The sequence below is a fragment of the Streptomyces omiyaensis genome, from assembly GCF_014650895.1.
Lineage (GTDB): Bacteria > Actinomycetota > Actinomycetes > Streptomycetales > Streptomycetaceae > Streptomyces > Streptomyces omiyaensis.
On record NZ_BMVV01000022.1, the window covers coordinates 88,160 to 103,297 of the forward strand.

Sequence of the window (15,138 nt, forward strand, 5' to 3'; positions counted from 1 at the left end):
CATGCCGGGTGGCGATAAACGAACGATGAACGCGCTGGCGGCGACGGTTCCGAGCGGCCCCTAGGCCGCCTTGGCCGGCGCGAGCAGCGCCCGTACCTGCTCCGCCTCCGCGGCCCCGAGGGAGTCGAAGACGCCCAGCGCCTCCTGCCAGCACGCCTCCGCGCGCCCGGTCTGTCCGAGGCGGTAGAGGGCGCGGCCGAGGACGGTCAGCACGTTGGCCCGCCGCCATTCGCCCCCGATGCCCCGGAGGACGGTGAGCGCCATCTCGGCGTTGGACGCCCCCTGGGCGTACCGGTGGGCGGCGAGGTCGACCTCGGAGAGCCGGAAGAGCGTCATCCCCTCCCACAGGCGCTGGCGGCTGTCGGCGAAGACGGCGAGGGCCTCCCGCAGGCGTTCGCCCGCCGCGGCGAGCTGGTTGTCCTGGGTGAGCGCCAGGCCCAGCGCGTACCTTCCGTTGGCGCCGCGCAGGGCGTGTCCCATGCAGTCGTATATCTCGGTGCCGCGCAGGGACAGTTCGATGGCGCTCGACGTGCGGCCCATGGCGAGGTGCATGCGGGAGAGGTTGCACAGGGCGCTGGCCTCGCCGGGCTCGTCGCCGATCTGCCGGAACCGCTCGATGGCCTGGGTGAGGTACTGCTCCCCCTCGGCGAAGCGGTTCTGGTAGAGCGCGATGATGCCCCGGGCGTTGGCGGACCAGCAGGCCGGCACGGGGTCGCCGGCCCGCTCCGCGCAGGGGAGCGCCAGCTCGGCGTCGCGGTCGGCCTCCTGGAAGCGGCCGGCGGTGTGGTGCACTCCGGCGAGGACCATCAGGGCGCGGCCCTCGGCCCGGTCGTCCCGGAGGGCGCGGGCGGCGTCCCGGACGACGGCGCCCGTCGCCTCGAACTCCCGCGAGTTGGCGCCGGACTCGCCGAGGTCCAGCGACGCCCACAGCAGGTCGACCGCGCGGCGCAGGGTGGCCGGCGCGGCGGCGGACTGGCGGACGCAGGCGAGGAGGCAGTGGGACTCGGCGTAGAGCCAGTCCTGGGCGTCGTGGCGGTCGGTGAAGGAGAGGCCGTCGTACTCGGTGGGTTCCAGGTGGTCGACGAGCCGGTCGCCGGGGCGCTCGATGGCGTACACCCGGGCGGCGGTCGACAGGTAGAAGTCGAGGAGGCGCGAGAGGGCCGCGCCCTTCTCGGCCGGGGGGTGCTCGTCGCGGTCGGCGCAGGCGCGGGCGTAGAGGCGGACCAGGTCGTGGTAGCGGTAGCGGCCGGGGGCCGCCGACTCCAGGAGGGAGGTGTCGACGAGGGCCTCCAGGAGGTCCTCGGCGTCCCACAGGGGGAGGTCGAGGACGGCCGCCGCGGCGGCCAGGGAGATGTCGGGGCCGTCGGCGAGGCCCAGCAGGCGGAAGGCGCGGGCCTGGGCCGGCTCCAGCTGGCCGTAGCCGAGCTCGAAGGTGGCCTTGACCGCGAGGTCGCCCGCCTGGAGCTCGTCGAGGCGGCGGCGCTCGTCGGCCAGCTTCGCGGCCAGGACGGAGACCGTCCAGGTGCGGCGGGCGGCGAGCCGCGAGGCGGCGATGCGGAGGGCGAGGGGGAGGAAGCCGCAGGCGGCGACGACGTCGAGGGCCGCCTCCCGCTCGGCCCGCACCCGCTCCTCGCCGACGATCCGGGTGAAGAGCTGGAGGGCCTCCTCGGGGGACATCACGTCGAGGTCGACCAGGTGCGCGCCGGCGAGGTCGACCATGCGGATGCGGCTGGTGACGAGCGCCGCGCAGCCCGCGGTGCCGGGCAGCAGGGGGCGGATCTGGGCGGCGTCGCGCGCGTTGTCGAGCAGGATCAGGACGCGGCGGCCGTCGAGGGTGGAGCGGTAGAGGGCGGCCCGGTCCTCCAGGGAGTCGGGGATGGCCGAGTCGGGGGTGCCGAGGGCGCGGAGGAAGGAGCCGAGGACGGTCTCGGGCGACGCGGCGCGGGCGCCGGCCCCCTGGAGGTCGACGTACAGCTGGCCGTCGGGGAAGTGCGGGCGGGCCTCGTGGGCCACGTGGACGGCGAGCGTGGTCTTGCCGACGCCGCCGATCCCGGCGAGCGCGGAGACCGCCATGACGGAGCCCTCGGCGGTCGCCAGGCGGGCGCCCAGCTCCCGGACGAAGGCGGCCCGGCCGGTGAAGTCGGCGACGGTCGCCGGGAGCTGGGCGGGCCGGGAGACCGTGGCCGCGGCCGGGGCGGACTCCTCGACGGGGCGGGCCAGCTCGGCGTCGCCCTGGAGGATGCGCTGCTGGAGGCGGGAGAGTTCGGGGGTGGGGTCGACGCCGAGCTCGTCGGCGAGGAGCCGGCGGGTGTCGGCGTAGACGGCGAGCGCCTCCGCCTGCCGGCCGCTCCGGTAGAGCGCGAGCATCAGCAGCTCGCGCAGCCGTTCGCGCAGCGGGTGCGCGGCGGTGAGCGCGGTCAGTTCGGAGACGGCCTCGGCGTGCGCGCCGATCTCCAGGTCGACGTCGACGCGGGTCTCCAGGAGGGTGAGCCGCCACTCCTCCAGGCGGGTCCGCTGGGCGTCGGCGTACGGCCCGGGGACGGAGGCGAGGACCTCGCCGTCCCACAGGTCGAGGGCCTCGGCGAGCCGGGCCCGGGCGGCGGTGCGGTCGCCGCCGGCCCGCAGCTTCTCGGCCTCGGCGCCGAGCTCCTGGGCGCGGGTGAGGTCGAGCGCGGTGGTGCGCAGGGCGTAGCCGCCGGACTCGCTGACCAGCACCTCGGCGCCGAGGACCTTGCGGAGCCGGGAGGCGTAGGTGCGGAGCGCGGCGAGCGCCTGCGAGGGGGGTTCCTCGCCCCACAGCGCGTCGATGAGCTCGGCCGCGGTGGCGGTGCGGCCGCCGCGCAGGAGCAGCGCGGCGAGCAGGGCCCGCTGCTGCGGCGAGCCGGTGGCCAGGGCCTCCCCGTCCCGCCAGGCCCGCACGGGCCCGAGCACCCCGAACCGGAGCCCGGTGGGGGCTGCGGCCGTGCCGGGGGCGGTGCCGCTCGCACGGGGGGTGCCGGAGGCGGAGGCGGCGTCGGCGGCGGTCCCGCTCTCGTCGGCAGCGGTTCCGGTGGCCCCGGCAGCGGCGGTCGGCGGCTCGGGCCGGGCTTCCGCGGTCGCCCGGTCGTCGGCCCGGCCGGCCGCCGGGCCCGCCGTCGTCCGCGTGCCCGCCTGTCCCGGCCGCTGCCGGGGCACGCCGAACTGCTTCCCGGCCCCGTCCCCGCCGGGGCCCTGCGTCGGGACGCGCGGTCCGTTGTCCTGCCCCATGGCTCCCCCTGCCCCTACCGGTGGTATCGCCCCGGACAGTCTGCCTTGTCCGGACGGAGCCCGTCAGCATAGGGGCGCCGTTGTGGGAGAGCTGTGACCGGACCCGGCCGTCCCGATAGCTGACGGTTCGTCAGATCGACGCTACCGTGAAGGGCATGGAGACCCAGGAGAGCTTCCCCAGGATCATCTCGGTGGACGACCACACCGTGGAGCCCCCGCACGTCTGGCGGGACCGGCTCCCGTCCCGGTACCGCGACACGGGCCCCCGGATCGTCCGCGCCCCGCTGAAGGAGATGACCTTCCTCGGCGGCAGGTTCGCGCCCGTCATGGGGGTCCCCGGCGACGACGGCCCGATCGGCGACTGGTGGGTCTACGAGGACCTGCACCGGCCGCTGACCAGGCTCGACACGGCCGTCGGCTACGACCGCGACGAGATACGCCTCGAAGTCATCACCTACGAGCAGATGCGGCCGGGCTCCTTCTCCGTCCCCGACCGGCTCGCCGACATGGACGTCAACCACGTCCAGTCGGCGCTCTGCTTCCCGACCTTCCCGCGCTTCTGCGGCCAGACCTTCACCGAGGCCTCCGACCGCGAGCTGGGCCTGCTCTGCGTGCGCGCCTACAACGACTGGATGGTCGAGGAGTGGTGCGGGCCCGAGGCGCGCGGCCGCCTGATCCCGCTCACCCTCGTCCCGCTCTGGGACCCCGAACTGGCCGCCGCCGAGGTGCGGCGGAACGCCGCCCGGGGGGTCCGCGCCGTCGCCTTCTCCGAGATCCCGCCGCACCTGGGGCTGCCCTCGGTCCACACCGACCACTGGGACCCCTTCCTCCGGGCCTGCGACGAGACCGGCACGGTCGTCGCGATGCACATCGGCTCGTCCAGCCGGATGCCGTCCACCTCGGCGGACGCCCCGCCGGCGGTCGGCTCCACGATCACCTTCGCCAACTGCTGCTTCTCGATGGTCGACTGGCTGATGAGCGGCAAGTTCGAGCGCTTCCCGAACCTGCGGATCATGTACGCGGAGGGCCAGATCGGCTGGATCCCGTACATCCTGGAGCGGGCGGACGTGGTCTGGGAGGAGAACCGCGCCTGGGGCGGGGTCGCCGACAAGGTCACCCGCCCGCCGTCGGAGCTCTTCGCCGGGCACGTCTTCGGCTGCTTCTTCGACGACGCCTTCGGGCTGCGCAACCTCGACGCGATCGGCGCCGGGAACGTCCTGTACGAGACGGACTACCCGCACTCCGACTCGACCTGGCCGAAGTCGAAGGAGGTCGGCGAGGCGCAGATGGGCCACCTGGCCCCGGACGTCGTCGACCGGATCGTGCGCGGCAACGCCATCGACCTGCTGGGCCTGAGTCCGGAGGGCCTCTGGCGGCCCTGAGGCGCGGGGCGGGCGGCGGTCCGCTCGGACCTCGACCACCCGGACACCGGGCCCGCAGAGCACTGTCAGGTCTTCCGGATCCGAGGTCAGGACCGTCACCGGGGCCGGAGACGCCGGCGCGGTCGCGGCCACGAGGGCGTCCAGGGCGTACTTGTGGCCGTGCAGTCCGGCGTCCGCCGGCAGTGCGCAGGCCGAGCGGGCGATCGCCTCGCTCGGCGGGATGACGTTCAGCCGCGACACGGCGTAGTCGAAGCGGGCCTGGGGCACCCGGGGATCCCGGGCCTCCACCGGAGTGACGGAGCCGGTGACGACCCGGATGTCCCCGGCCTCGGCCGCCCCCGGCCGTTCGAGGAGGTCGGCGGAGCGCCGCACGAGCAGCGAAAGGCCCTCGCGGTCCAGGACGAGGGTCCCGCTCACGCGGCGTCCGCCGCCTTCGCGGCCCCACGGCGGAGGAGGGCGCGCTTCGCCTCGACGGCGGCGGCATCGGCAGGGCCGATCTCCGCCTCGGCGTCCTCGATCAGTTCACGCAGCCGCGCCCGCACCCCCTTGCCTGACGGCCCGTCAGGGTCCAGCATGGCCCCGGCGCCATAACTGACGCAGCGTCAGATGGAGGGGGTCCCCATGGTGGTCTACGGCATGCAGCTGCCGGTCCAGTCCCAGTCCGTGATCTACGCCGAGCCCTGGGAGGCCGACGCCGGGCCCGCCGACCTGCTCGCCGTCGCGCGGACCGCCGACGCGCACGGCTTCGACTACCTCGCGAGCTGCGACCACGTGGCCATCCCGCGCCGGCTCGCCGCCGCCATGAGCACCGTCTGGTACGACCCGGTCGCCACGCTCGCCTTCCTGGCCGCCGCCACCGAGCGGGTCCGGCTGCTCTCGCACGTCGCCGTCGTCGGGCTGCGGCACCCGCTGGTCACCGCCAAGGCGTACGCGACCGTCGACCACCTCTCCGGCGGCCGGCTGGTCCTCGGGGTGGGCGCCGGGCACGTGCAGGAGGAGTTCGAGGCGGTCGGGGCGGACTTCCCGGGCCGCGGCGGGGTCCTGGACGAGACGATCGACGCGCTGCGGGCCGCGCTCGGCCCTGAGGAGTACCCGGAGCACCTGGGGCGGCGGTTCGCCTTCAAGGACCTGGGGCAGCGGCCCCGGCCCGCGCAGGAGCGGATCCCGGTCTGGGTGGGCGGCTCCTCCCCGGCGGCGGTGCGGCGGGCCGCGCTCAAGGGCGACGGCTGGCTGCCGCAGGGCGACCCCCGGCCCGTGCTGGCCGAGCGGATCGGGCGGATCCGGCGGCTGCGCGAGGAGGCCGGGCTCGCGGAGCCCTTCGTCTTCGGCGCGATCGCCGAGCCGCTGTACGTCGGCGCCCCCGGCTGGGAGGTCGGGCGGCGCACGCTGAGCGGCGCTCCGCAGGAGCTGGCGGCCTCGCTGCGGGAGTACGGGGAGCTGGGCGTCGGCCAGATCCAGGTGCGCTTCCGCAGCCGGAGCCGTACCGAACTCATCGACCAGATGGCGGCCTTCGGGTCGGAGGTCGCCCCGCATCTGTAGGGAGTGTGGGCATGGGCAAGCTGGACGGGCGGGTCGCGATCGTCACGGGGGCGGCCCGCGGGCAGGGCGAGCAGGAGGCGCGGCTCTTCGCCGCCGAGGGGGCGCGGGTGGTCCTCGCGGACGTGCTGGACGGCCCCGGGGAGGCGCTCGCTAAGGAGCTGGGGGAGGAGCGGGCCGCCTACGTCCACCTGGACGTGACCCGCGAGGAGGAGTGGGCGGCCGCGGTGGCGTTCGCCAAGGAGCGGTTCGGGAAGGTCGACGGGCTGGTGAACAACGCCGGCATCCTCCGCTTCAACGAGCTGCTCGCCACCCCGCTGGAGGAGTTCCGGGCGATCGTCTCGGTCAACCAGACCGGCTGCTTCCTGGGCATCAGGGCGGTCGCGCCCGAGATCGCGGCGGCCGGCGGCGGCACGATCGTCAACACCGCCTCGTACACCGGGCTGACCGGGATGGCGGGGGTCGGCGCCTACGCGGCCTCCAAGCACGCGGTGGTCGGGCTGACCCGGGTGGCGGCCCTGGAGCTGGCGCCGAAGGGGATCCGGGTGAACGCGGTCTGCCCGGGGGCGATCGACACCGCGATGAGCAATCCGGAGGGGGTGGACCCGGCCGCCACCGGCGAGCTGTACCGCAGGCTCGTGCCGCTCGGGCGGATCGGCCGCCCGGAGGAGGTGGCGGCCCTCGCCCTCTTCCTGACCTCGGACGACTCCTCGTACGTGACGGGGCAGCCCTTCGTCGTCGACGGCGGCTGGCTGGCCGGCGCCTCCCTCTTCCGAGCCGCCCCCGACGAGAGCTGACGGCTCGTCAGGTATTGACACGGCGCAGTGCATCCAAGAATCTGACGGCACGTCAGAAACTCACGAGGACGGTGACTTCCGTGGAATTCGGGATCTTCGTACAGGGATACGTCGGCAAGCGCGCCGAGACCGATCCCGAAGCCGAGCACAAGGCCCTCATGGAGGAGACCGAGTACGTCGTCCAGGCGGACAAGTCGAACTTCAAGTACGCCTGGGCCTCCGAGCACCACTTCCTGGAGGAGTACTCGCACCTCTCGGCCAACGACGTCTACCTGGGTTACCTCGCCCACGCCACCGAGCGCATCCACCTCGGCTCCGGCATCTTCAACCCGCTCGCCCCGGTCAACCACCCGGTGAAGGTCGCGGAGAAGGTCGCCATGCTCGACCACCTCTCCGAGGGCCGCTTCGAGTTCGGCTCCGGCCGCGGCGCCGGCTCCCACGAGATCCTCGGCTTCTTCCCGGGCATCACCGACATGAACCACACCAAGGAACTCTGGGAGGAGACCATCGCCGAGTTCCCCAAGATGTGGCTCCAGGAGGAGTACGCCGGCTTCCAGGGCAAGCACTGGTCCCTGCCGCCCCGCAAGATCCTCCCCAAGCCGTACGGCAGCTCCCACCCCGCCATGTGGTACGCGGCCGGCTCCCCCTCCTCGTACGCCATGGCCGGGAAGATGGGCCTCGGCGTCCTCGGCTTCAGCGTCCAGAAGGTCTCCGACATGGAGTGGGTCGTCGAGTCCTACAAGAACGCGATCAAGGAGGCCAAGGCCGTCGGCGACTTCGTCAACGACAACGTCATGGTCACCTCCACCGCGATCTGCGCCGAGACCCACGAGAAGGCCGTCGAGATCGCCGTCGGCGGCGGCCTCAACTACCTCCAGTCGCTCCTCTTCCGCTACCACGACACCTTCCCCCGGCCCGAGGGCGTCCCCGAGTGGCCCGAGCTGCTCCCCGAGTACTCCGCCGAGATCATCGAACTCCTCATCGCCGAGGAGCTGATGATCTGCGGCGACCCGTCCGAGGTGCTCGCCCAGTGCCGCCGCTGGGAGCGGGCCGGCGCCGACCAGCTCTCCTTCGGCCTCCCGATCGGGATCTCCTACGAGGACACGATGAACACGATCAAGCTGATCGGCGAGCACGTGATCCCCCGGATCGACACCGACCCGGTCCACCGCACCACCCGCTTCCGCCAGGCGGCCGGCTCCTAGGCCCGTCCGGGCCCCGCCAGGAGGCCCGCACAGCGGGTCCGGGGCGGCGTCTTCCCGGACCGCCGCCCCGTACCGGCCCCGGCCGGAGGCCCTTCCGCGGCGGCCTCCGGACCGGGGCACACCCGCGTCCCCCGCCATACACCCCCGTGCAGCCGTGCAGCCGTGCAGAAAGGGATCGCCATGCTCGACCACCTCATCACGGGCGCCACCGTCGTGGACGGCACCGGCGCCCCCGCCCGCACCGCCGACGTCGGGATCCGCGACGGCCGCATCGCCGTCGTCGCCGAACCCGGCACCGTCGCCGAGGAGGCCCGCACCACCGAGGACGCCACCGGACTCGTCCTCGCCCCCGGCTTCGTCGACCCGCACACCCACTACGACGCCCAGCTCTTCTGGGACCCCTACGCCACCCCCTCCATGAACCACGGCGTCACCACCGTCGCCGGCGGCAACTGCGGCTTCACCCTCGCCCCGCTCCACCCGGACCGGCCCGAGGACGCCGACTACACCCGCCGCATGATGTCCAAGGTCGAGGGCATGGCCCTGGCCGCCCTGGAGGAGGGCGTCGACTGGAGCTGGTCCTCCTTCGGCGAGTACCTCGACGCCCTGGAGGGGCGGATCGCCGTCAACGCCGGCTTCATGGTCGGCCACTGCGCCCTGCGCCGGTACGTGATGGGCGAGGACGCCGTCGGCGGACAGCCCACCCCCGGACAGCTCGCGGCGATGACCGCCCTCCTCAAGGAGGCCATGGAGGCCGGCGCCTGGGGCCTGTCCACCACCCAGTCCGCCACCCACTCCGACGGCGACGGCGCCCCCGTCGCCTCCCGGCACGCGGGCCCCGCCGAGCTGATCGCCCTCTCGAAGGCGGTCGGCGAGCACGAGGGCACCCAGATCGAGGCGATCCTCGCCGGCTGCCTCGACCAGTTCTCCGACGCCGAGATCGACCTCTTCGTCGAGATGTCGGCCGCGGCCGGACGCCCGCTCAACTGGAACGTCCTCACCATCGACGCCGCCGTCCCCGAACGCGTCCCCCGCCAGCTCACCGCCTCCGAGCGGGCCCGCAAGTCCGGCGGCCGGATCGTCGCCCTCACCATGCCGATCCTCACCCCGATGAACATGTCCCTCGGCACCTTCTGCGCCCTCAACCTCATCCCCGGCTGGGGCGAGGTCCTGGGCCTCCCCCTCCCCGAACGGATCGCCAGGCTCCGCGACCCGGAGGTCCGGGCCGAGATGCTCCGCCGCGCCGACTCCCGGGAGGCCGGGGTCTTCCGCCGCCTCGCCCGCTTCGACCGGTACGTCATCGGCGACACCTACAGCCGCGAGAACGAGGGCCTGACCGGCCGGGTCGTGCGGGACATCGCCGCCGAGCGCGGCCAGGACCCCTTCCAGTGCCTCGTCGAGATCTGCGCCAACGACGACCTCAGGACCGTCCTGTGGCCGATGCCCACCGACAACGACCCGGCCTCCTGGGCGCTGCGCGCCGAGACCTGGCAGCACGAGGACGTCCTGCTCGGCGGCTCCGACGCCGGCGCCCACCTGGACCGCATGTGCGGAGCCCCCTACACCACCCGCTTCCTCGGCGACTGCCTGCGGGGCCGGAGGCTGGTGCCGCTGGAGCGGGCCGTGCGGATGCTCAGCGACGACCCGGCCCGGCTCTTCGGGCTCCGCGAGCGCGGCCGGATCGCCGAGGGCTTCCACGCCGACCTGGTCCTCTTCGACCCGGAGCGGATCGACGCCGGCCCGGCGACCCTCGTCCACGACCTGCCCGGCGACAGCCCGCGCCTGGACTCCCGGGCGGTCGGCATCGTCTCCGTCCGGGTCAACGGGGTGGAGACGGTCAGGGACGACGAGGTGACCGGGGCGACACCCGGGCGCGTCCTGCGCTCGGGCCGTGACACGAGGACGGTGAGCACCCGATGACCCCCACGGAGCGGCTGTACGTCGGCGGCGTCTGGACCGAACCCGACGGAGGCCACTACGAGGTGGTGAACCCGGCCACCGAGGAGGTCGTCGGACTCGCCCCCGAGGCCTCCCGCGCCCAGGTGCACGAGGCGGCGGCCGCCGCCCGCGAGGCCTTCGCGGGCTGGTCCCGGACGAAGCCCGAGGAGCGGGCCGCGATCCTCGACCGGGCCGCGACGATCATGGCCCGCGACGCCGACGCGCACACCGCCCTCGCCCGCGCCGAGACCGGCGCCACCACCGCCACCGCGCGCGGCATGCAGGTCGCCGTGGGCTCCTCGCGCTTCCGGCGGTACGCGAAGGGGGCCCTGGAGCCGGTCGAGCAGCCGCTGCCGCCGCAGATCAACGAGGCCGGGCCGATGGGCGCGGCGGGCGTCTTCGGGGCGGTCGCGGTGCGCCGCCCGGTCGGCGTCGTCACCTGCATCACCTCGTACAACAACCCCTGGGCCAACCCGGCCGGCAAGATCGCGCCCGCGCTCGCCATGGGCAACACGGTCGTGGTGAAACCGGCCCCGCAGGACCCGCTCTCGGTCTTCGCCATGGTCCGCGCCCTGGAGGAGGCCGGCGTCCCGGCCGGGGTGGTCAACCTGGTCACCGGCTCCGCGCCCGCCGTGGGCGAGGCGGCCGTCGACTCCCCGGACGTCGACATGGTCTCCTTCACCGGCTCCACCGCCGTCGGCCAGGCCATCGGCGAGGTCTGCGGCCGGGCGGTGAAGCGGCAGCTGATGGAGCTGGGCGGGAAGGGGGCCGCGCTCGTCTTCGACGACGCCGACCTGGACTCCGCCGTGAGGGGCATCGGGACGACCTTCTCCTTCTACAGCGGGCAGATCTGCACCGCCCCGACCCGGGTCCTCGTCCAGCGGGGCGTCCACGACGAACTGGTCGGCAGGCTGGCCGCGTACACCGCCCACCTGACGGTGGGGGACCCGGCCGCCCGGGGCACGGTGGTGGGCCCGGTGATCTCGGCCGCCCACCGCGACCGGGTGGAGGCCCACGTCGAGCTCGGCCGGAAGGAGGGCGCGCGGGTCGTCGCCGGAGGGGCCCGCCCCGGCCTGGAGCGGGGCTTCTACGTGGCGCCCACGCTGCTCGCCGACTGCACCAACGACATGCGGGTCGTCCGGGAGGAGATCTTCGGCCCGGTCGTCGTGGTGGTGCCCTTCGACGACGAGGAGGAGGGGGTCGCGCTCGCCAACGACAGCGACTACGGCCTGATCGACTACGTCTGGTCCGGGGACGTGGCCCGTGCCTTCCGGGTCGCGGCGCGGCTGCGGGCCGGCGGGGTCGGGATCAACACGATCGGCCGGAACATGGAGGCCCCGTTCGGCGGCTTCAAGAAGAGCGGGGTGGGCCGGGACGTGGGCTCCTACGCCCTCCACGCCTACAGCGAGACGCAGGCGGTCGTCTGGCCGGGCTGACCGGTCGGTACAAAGGCCGGAACCCGGTCGCCCCAAGGGTTCCGGCCGTCCGGCCGACGCCCGGGAAAATTCCTCGGGAAAATTTAGAAACGGACATTTCGGCCTCGGCTGCGGTTCCCGCATATCGGACATGCGGCGGCCGACCTACCAGTTGGTCGGTATCTCCGGGTGGTCGATCTTTCAATCATTGGCGAGTGGCCCGATCTGACCTCGCAATGCAAGGCGATGATCGATCACCTGAGCGGAGGTCGATCTTCCGGATAAGGAAACCGCAGCACTTAACGTCCTGTTCATGACTCAGGTGGACGTGCGGCCCCAGGCCGGAGACGCGGTAAGGGGTGTCGACGCCCCGGGTGACACGCAGGACATGCGCAGGAAGGGCCTCGGCGGCAACTCCGTCGGCCTCCTCGGCAACGCGGTCATCGGCATATCCACCGTCGCCCCCGTCTACTGCCTGACCTCCACCCTCGGCTCCACCGCCGGCGAGGTCGGGCTCCAGATGCCCGCCGTCTTCCTCGCGGGCTTCCTCCCGATGCTCCTCGTCGCCTTCGCGTACCGGGAGCTCAACAAGGCCATGCCGGACTGCGGCACCTCCTTCACCTGGACCGTGAAGGCCTTCGGCCCCAAGATCGGCTGGATGTGCGGCTGGGGCCTGGTGATCGCCACGATCATCGTGCTCTCCAACCTGGCCGGCGTCGCCACCTCGTACTTCTGGCTCCTCGCGGGCGAGATCACCGGCAGCGACTCGATCGCCGCCCTGGACGACAACAAGGCCGTCCACATCCTCACCTGCCTCGCCCTCATCGCCACCGCCACCGCGATCAGCTACCGCGGCATGACGGCCACCAAGGGCGTCCAGTACGCCCTCGTCGGCCTCCAGCTCGTCGTCCTCGCCGTCTTCGTCGCCCTGGCCCTCTCCAAGGCCGGCTCCTTCGAGACCTCGGTCGACTTCTCCTGGTCCTGGATGAACCCCTTCGCGGTCCAGTCCTTCGCGGCCTTCACCGCCGGACTCTCCCTCTCGATCTTCATGTACTGGGGCTGGGACGCCTGCATGGCGACCAACGAGGAGACCGTCGGCAGCGACAAGACCCCCGGCCGCGCCGCGCTCATCGCGATGGTCGTCCTGGTCGGCTCCTACCTCGCCACCGGCATCGCCGCCCAGATGGCCGTCGGCTCCGGCGACCAGGGCCTCGGCCTCGCCAACCCGGAGACCTCCGACAACGTCTTCGCCGCCCTCGCCGGCCCGGTCATGGGCCCCGTCCTCGGCGTCCTCCTCTTCGTCGCCGTCCTGGCCTCGGCCGCCGCGAGCCTCCAGACCACCTTCATCCCGGTCGCCCGCACGGTCCTCGCCATGTCCACCTACGAAGCGCTGCCGAAGTCCTTCACCAAGGTCCACCCGGTCTTCAAGACCCCGGGCAAGGCCACGGTCGTCGCGGGTGTCGCCACCGGCGCCTTCTACACCGTGATGACCCTGGTCAGCGAGCACGTCCTGGTCGACACCATCTACGCCCTCGGCCTCATGATCTGCTTCTACTACGGCATCACGGCCTTCGCCTGCGTCTGGTACTTCCGCGCCGAGCTCTTCCGCTCCTTCCGCGACTTCGCCTTCAAGGGCCTCATGCCGGCCCTCGGCGGCCTCATGCTCACGGCGGTCTTCGGCAAGACCCTCTACGACATGTGGGACCCGGCCTACGGCTCCGGCTCCGCCGTCTTCGGCGTCGGCTCCGTCTTCGTCATCGCCGTCGGCCTCCTCGTCCTCGGCGCGCTCATCATGCTGGTCATGCAGCGCCGCAGCCCCGCCTTCTTCCGGGGCGAGGTCCTGACGAAGGAGACGCCGTCCTTGGTGGTCGCCGACTGAACCGGCCACCGGCCCGCACGCACACCTGAGTCACCCAGAACGCGAAGGCGGCGGTCCCGTGGGGGGTACCGCCGCCTTCGTCATGCCCGGAGCCGGTGACCGGCGGGCGCCGTGCCCGGGGTCAGTGACGGCCGGGCAGGAGCCCCTCCACCGCCTTGCCGGCGGCCGGTGCCTCCGGCGCCGCGGCGGGCTTCGGCTTCGGGGCCAGGACGCCGCTCAGGGGGACGACCGAGGGGAGGTTCAGGCCGCCCGTGTCGGCCGTCGCGGTGGCCGCGGAGGCGAGCGCGCCCGTGGCGGCGAAGGCGGTCAGGGCGGCTGCGGTGAGGAGCTTCTTCATGCCCGCTCCAACGGGGGGCGGGCGCGGCCGGTTACGAACCGCTCCCTACGCTCACGCCCATGGACACGGAGAGCGGCTGGTCGCTGCGGGCCGGACGGCCGGAGGACGTCGAGGTCGTCGCCGAGCTGCGGGCGGTCGTCATGCGCGAGGACCTGGAGCGGCTCGGACGGTACGACGAGGAGCGGGTCCGGCAGCGGTTCCGGGACGGCTTCTCGGCCGCGTACACCTCGATCGTCGAGACCGGCGGCGCCCTGGCGGGATGCGTCACCCTCCGCCCCGACCCCGCCGGCGGCCTCCACCTGGAGCACTTCTACCTGGACCCCGCCCTCCAGGGCCGGGGGCTCGGCACCGCCGTCCTGCGGCACCTGCTGGACCGCGCCGACGCGGCCGGCGCCCCCGTCCGCCTCGCCGTCCTGCGGGGGAGCGCGGCCCGCCGGCTCTACGAGCGGGCCGGCTTCGCCGTCGAGTCCGAGGATCCGGTGGACGTCCGCATGGTCAGGGAGCCGGCGCCTCCGCGATGAGCGCGGTGGCGACCGTGCGGAAGCCGAGACGGGCGTAGAGACGCTCCACCGCCGCGTCCGAGGCCGTCAGGAAGACGGTGCCGACCCCGCGCGCCCGGGCCTCCGCGACCAGCGCGGCGGTCACCGCGAGGCCCAGGCCGCGGCGGCGGGCCTCCGGCCGGGTGCCGACGCCCACGACCTCCGCCACGTCCCCGACGGGCTGCACCTGCCCGCCCGCCAGCGCCGCCCCGCCGCTCCCGCCCGGTCCGCCGGTCTCCTCGAAGCCCGCCACGAGGACCGTCAGACCGGCTCCGATCCGGGCGGCGACCCGCTCCACGTCGGCCGGGCCCGGCGTCGCGCCGAAGGCCGCGTACGGGGCGGCCACGGCCGCCGCGAGCCGCGGATCGTCCGCGGCCAGGGCGAGCACCCGCGCGCCCTCCGGCTCCGGTACGGCGAGCGGCTCGCCCTCCAGGACCATCAGCGGGTGTTCGTGCACCACGAGCCCGCTCGCCTCCACGGCCGCCCGCAGCCCCGGCGTCGTCTCCGCCACCCACTCGAAGGCCTCCGGCAGCCCCAGTTCCCGCTGCCGCGCCCGCACCCGCTCCACGTCCGCCGCCGTCGCCCCGTCCGGGCGCCCGAGGGCCGGTCGCGCGTAGAAGGGCCAGCCGTCGGCCCCCTCCCGCACGAAGAAGGTCAGCGGTCCGAAGTCCTCCGCGCGGGCGGAGGAGCGGGGCACGGCGTCGTAGTACGACTCGATTCGGTTCAGCACGCGCGTCACGGTAGGGGCGGCGGGGCGGGAGGGCACCCGCATTTCGCCACGGCCCGGGCCCGCCCCGCCCCCGCGGGCCCGCCCCACGGCCCCGGACCCGCCCCGTGCCCCGGCTCCCGTCGTGCCCCCGGACC

General features: G+C 73.9%; 12 protein-coding genes and 1 pseudogene. 8 read left to right on the forward strand and 5 right to left on the reverse strand.

Translation table 11 applies throughout. The features are described from left to right. Nucleotides 1-60: 60 nt before the first annotated feature. The gene (gene afsR / locus IE287_RS28910; RefSeq protein ID WP_229883796.1) at nucleotides 61-3,246 is read right to left on the reverse strand and encodes an SARP-family global regulator AfsR; all 3,186 of its coding nucleotides are present in this window, start codon (nucleotides 3,244-3,246) and stop codon (nucleotides 61-63) included. A 155-nt stretch (nucleotides 3,247-3,401) separates the two neighbouring features. Between afsR and IE287_RS28915 the strand changes: the two genes are divergently transcribed. Next, nucleotides 3,402-4,628 carry an amidohydrolase family protein gene (locus IE287_RS28915; RefSeq protein WP_189852169.1) on the forward strand — a complete coding sequence of 409 codons (1,227 nt, stop codon included), beginning with the start codon at nucleotides 3,402-3,404 and terminating at the stop codon, nucleotides 4,626-4,628. A 27-nt stretch (nucleotides 4,629-4,655) separates the two neighbouring features. Here the strand turns inward: IE287_RS28915 and IE287_RS38805 are convergent. Both IE287_RS38805 and IE287_RS28920 read right to left on the reverse strand, forming a co-directional pair. Continuing rightward, nucleotides 4,656-5,045 (reverse strand): annotated as a pseudogene (locus IE287_RS38805) (DNA-binding protein); the annotation flags it as partial. Continuing rightward, nucleotides 5,042-5,203 (reverse strand): hypothetical protein, encoded by a 162-nt coding sequence (locus tag IE287_RS28920; RefSeq protein WP_189852170.1) that lies wholly within the window; start codon nucleotides 5,201-5,203, stop codon nucleotides 5,042-5,044. The pseudogene IE287_RS38805 and the gene IE287_RS28920, both read right to left, overlap by 4 nt. A gap of 46 nt (nucleotides 5,204-5,249) precedes the next feature. On the opposite strand from IE287_RS28920, the gene IE287_RS28925 reads away from it, so the two are divergent. From IE287_RS28925 to IE287_RS28950, 6 genes are all read left to right on the forward strand, one after another. Beyond that, nucleotides 5,250-6,167, forward strand: a complete 918-nt coding sequence (locus IE287_RS28925) for a TIGR03619 family F420-dependent LLM class oxidoreductase (RefSeq protein WP_189852171.1) — start codon at nucleotides 5,250-5,252, stop codon at nucleotides 6,165-6,167. Between the two features lie 11 nt (nucleotides 6,168-6,178). After that, nucleotides 6,179-6,961, forward strand: coding sequence for an SDR family NAD(P)-dependent oxidoreductase (locus IE287_RS28930; RefSeq protein ID WP_189852172.1), 783 nt, complete (start codon nucleotides 6,179-6,181; stop codon nucleotides 6,959-6,961). 80 nt (nucleotides 6,962-7,041) lie between these two features. Further along, nucleotides 7,042-8,166 (forward strand): LLM class flavin-dependent oxidoreductase, encoded by a 1,125-nt coding sequence (locus IE287_RS28935; RefSeq protein WP_189852173.1) that lies wholly within the window; start codon nucleotides 7,042-7,044, stop codon nucleotides 8,164-8,166. A gap of 180 nt (nucleotides 8,167-8,346) precedes the next feature. Continuing rightward, nucleotides 8,347-10,086, forward strand: coding sequence for an N-acyl-D-amino-acid deacylase family protein (locus IE287_RS28940; protein WP_189852174.1), 1,740 nt, complete (start codon nucleotides 8,347-8,349; stop codon nucleotides 10,084-10,086). After that, nucleotides 10,083-11,540, forward strand: coding sequence for an aldehyde dehydrogenase family protein (locus IE287_RS28945; protein ID WP_189852175.1), 1,458 nt, complete (start codon nucleotides 10,083-10,085; stop codon nucleotides 11,538-11,540). Before IE287_RS28940 ends, IE287_RS28945 begins: the two co-directional genes overlap by 4 nt. Before the next feature lie 292 nt (nucleotides 11,541-11,832). Beyond that, entirely contained in the window at nucleotides 11,833-13,398 is a 1,566-nt protein-coding gene (locus IE287_RS28950; protein WP_189852176.1) for an APC family permease, read from the forward strand. 121 nt (nucleotides 13,399-13,519) lie between these two features. Here the strand turns inward: IE287_RS28950 and IE287_RS28955 are convergent, their stop codons facing one another. Beyond that, entirely contained in the window at nucleotides 13,520-13,735 is a 216-nt protein-coding gene (locus IE287_RS28955; RefSeq protein WP_189852177.1) for a hypothetical protein, read from the reverse strand. A gap of 59 nt (nucleotides 13,736-13,794) precedes the next feature. Between IE287_RS28955 and IE287_RS28960 the strand changes: the two genes are divergently transcribed. Further along, entirely contained in the window at nucleotides 13,795-14,256 is a 462-nt protein-coding gene (locus IE287_RS28960) for a GNAT family N-acetyltransferase (protein ID WP_189852178.1), read from the forward strand. Here the strand turns inward: IE287_RS28960 and IE287_RS28965 are convergent. Continuing rightward, nucleotides 14,231-15,004: a GNAT family N-acetyltransferase gene (locus IE287_RS28965; RefSeq protein ID WP_373307918.1), complete on the reverse strand. Its 774-nt coding sequence runs from the start codon at nucleotides 15,002-15,004 to the stop codon at nucleotides 14,231-14,233. The genes IE287_RS28960 and IE287_RS28965 overlap by 26 nt on opposite strands. Between the last annotated feature and the right edge of the window lie 134 nt (nucleotides 15,005-15,138).

Bases quoted from the DNA above. Each gene is read 5' to 3' on its own strand.
- IE287_RS28920 (WP_189852170.1), bottom strand. From the start codon at position 5,203: ATGCTGGACCCTGACGGGCCGTCAGGCAAGGGGGTGCGGGCGCGGCTG.
- IE287_RS28945 (WP_189852175.1), top strand. From the start codon at position 10,083: ATGACCCCCACGGAGCGGCTGTACGTCGGCGGCGTCTGGACCGAACCC.
- IE287_RS28925 (WP_189852171.1), top strand. From the start codon at position 5,250: ATGGTGGTCTACGGCATGCAGCTGCCGGTCCAGTCCCAGTCCGTGATC.
- afsR (WP_229883796.1), bottom strand. From the start codon at position 3,246: ATGGGGCAGGACAACGGACCGCGCGTCCCGACGCAGGGCCCCGGCGGG.
- IE287_RS28960 (WP_189852178.1), top strand. From the start codon at position 13,795: ATGGACACGGAGAGCGGCTGGTCGCTGCGGGCCGGACGGCCGGAGGAC.
- IE287_RS28950 (WP_189852176.1), top strand. From the start codon at position 11,833: ATGACTCAGGTGGACGTGCGGCCCCAGGCCGGAGACGCGGTAAGGGGT.
- IE287_RS28955 (WP_189852177.1), bottom strand. From the start codon at position 13,735: ATGAAGAAGCTCCTCACCGCAGCCGCCCTGACCGCCTTCGCCGCCACG.
- IE287_RS28930 (WP_189852172.1), top strand. From the start codon at position 6,179: ATGGGCAAGCTGGACGGGCGGGTCGCGATCGTCACGGGGGCGGCCCGC.
- IE287_RS28915 (WP_189852169.1), top strand. From the start codon at position 3,402: ATGGAGACCCAGGAGAGCTTCCCCAGGATCATCTCGGTGGACGACCAC.
- IE287_RS28940 (WP_189852174.1), top strand. From the start codon at position 8,347: ATGCTCGACCACCTCATCACGGGCGCCACCGTCGTGGACGGCACCGGC.